We start from the raw sequence: 1,786 nt of genomic DNA, 5'->3' as shown, positions 1-1,786 counted from the left end.
GGGGCTGCCGCGGCCGCCCTCGGCCATTTCACCGGAGCCTCGCGGCGATTCGAGTTCAAGGGGCAGGGGAGGGGCGTGCGTGTCTACGACGACTACGCCCACCACCCCACGGAGGTCCGGGCCGCCCTGACCGCTGCCCGTTCCGTCGCAGGCGGCAACAAGGTGCATGTGCTCTTCCAGCCACATCTGTTTTCCCGCACGCGCGAATTCGCGGAGCAGTTTGCTGAAGCGCTTGGCGAGGCGGATACGGCCCTCGTGCTGGATATCTACCCTGCCCGCGAGGATCCCATTCCCGGGGTCACGAGCACCCTGATCACAGGGCGCCTCAAGAGCGGCAGGCTCGTTGCCGGCGGGCAGGAAGCGCTGGACGCGGTTCTCTCCGCGGCCGGCGAGGGCGACATCGTCCTCACCGTCGGAGCCGGTGACGTCACGGCATACGGGCCCCGGATCGTGGAGCTGTTGGGTGGCTGACACCCGGAAGCCGACTTTCAAGCCGCAGGCGGGCACCCGGCCCGGAGTCGTCAGTGCTGAACGCAGCCTCGACGATCCCGTCGGTGGCCCTTCGGAGGCCGCCCGTGCGAAGGACAGCAACGTGCTGGCCTTTCCGGAACCCAAGGGACGCAAGCGCCGGAGGACCGTGCTCACTGCCTTGGCAATCATCGTCGCCCTTGTCGCCGGAATTATCGTTGCGGCGATCTACTCGCCGGTGTTCGCCGTGCGCACAGTGTCGGTCGACGGTACGAAGCTTCTCCAGGCGGGGAGCGTCCAGAAGGCACTCGAACCGGTGAAGGGAAAACCCCTTCCGCAAATCAACGACGCCGAGATCGCCGCGCTGCTCAAGCCCCTCGTCCAGGTGCGTTCAGTCAGTACCGAAGCCCGGCCGCCGTCGGAACTCCTGGTCCACATCGTGGAGCGGGTACCCGTGGCCCTGGTGAAGAGCGGTGACAACTATTCACTGGTTGACGTCGACGGCGTCCAGCTCGGATCAACGGCCGATCCCGCATCGGTTGCCTTGCCGCTCATCGATGGGCAAGGAGCCAACCAGAATCTCTTCAAGGCGATCACGGCCGTTCTTGCGACGCTGCCGGCGGATGTCCTCGCGAAGATGGCCAACGCGTCGGCCTCGTCGCCGGACGCCGTCGAGCTCAAGCTCACGGACGGCAAGATCGTCGTGTGGGGGAATGCGGACGAGAAGGAGCTGAAGGCCCGCGTCCTCGAGGCGTTGCTCAAGGCTCCCGCCAATCCAAAAGTTCCGGTGAATGTCTACGATGTCAGCGCACCGAGGCACCCGTTCACCAAATAGACCATTTCAGGAAGTAACTTCTCTGACGTAGAGGGCTATTTTTCGGACTTTCACACGACACGCGGAGGCGGTCATTGAATGTCGGATTCATAGCCCATACCGTCACTTAAGAGTTACTTGACATAACTATAACCTTCAACTAGAGGGTTAAGGTCCAAGGATTCAAGTTGGACTCGATCTGTTTCGCTATAGGACACAAGCAAGGGGCACGAAACGTGGCAGCACCGCAGAATTACTTGGCCGTCATCAAGGTCGTCGGCATCGGCGGCGGTGGCGTGAATGCAGTTAACCGAATGATCGAAGTCGGCCTCCGCGGCGTCGAGTTCATCGCCATCAACACCGATGCCCAGGCTCTCCTCATGAGCGACGCGGACGTCAAGCTCGACGTCGGACGTGAACTCACCCGCGGTCTGGGAGCCGGCGCCAACCCCGACGTCGGACGCCAGGCAGCCGAGGACCACGCCGACGAGATCGAAGAGGTCA

At 63.2% G+C, this 1,786-nt stretch carries 2 protein-coding genes and 1 pseudogene; all 3 read left to right on the top strand.

Annotation, left to right across the window (positions count from 1 at the left end):
- On the top strand, positions 1-471 hold a 471-nt coding region (locus tag AHiyo1_RS15395; RefSeq protein WP_275937066.1), incomplete at its 5' end, for a glutamate ligase domain-containing protein.
- The gene (locus AHiyo1_RS15390) at positions 464-1,303 is read left to right on the top strand and encodes a cell division protein FtsQ/DivIB (protein ID WP_059389144.1); all 840 of its coding nucleotides are present in this window, start codon (positions 464-466) and stop codon (positions 1,301-1,303) included. The genes AHiyo1_RS15395 and AHiyo1_RS15390, both read left to right, overlap by 8 nt.
- 215 nt (positions 1,304-1,518) lie before the next feature.
- Positions 1,519-1,786, top strand: a pseudogene (locus AHiyo1_RS15385) (cell division protein FtsZ); the annotation flags it as partial.

It is taken from the genome of Arthrobacter sp. Hiyo1 (assembly GCF_001263615.2).
Classification (GTDB): Bacteria; Actinomycetota; Actinomycetes; order Actinomycetales; family Micrococcaceae; genus Arthrobacter.
Note: the sequence above shows the minus strand (reverse complement) of the source record. Positions and strands in the feature narration are given on the sequence as shown.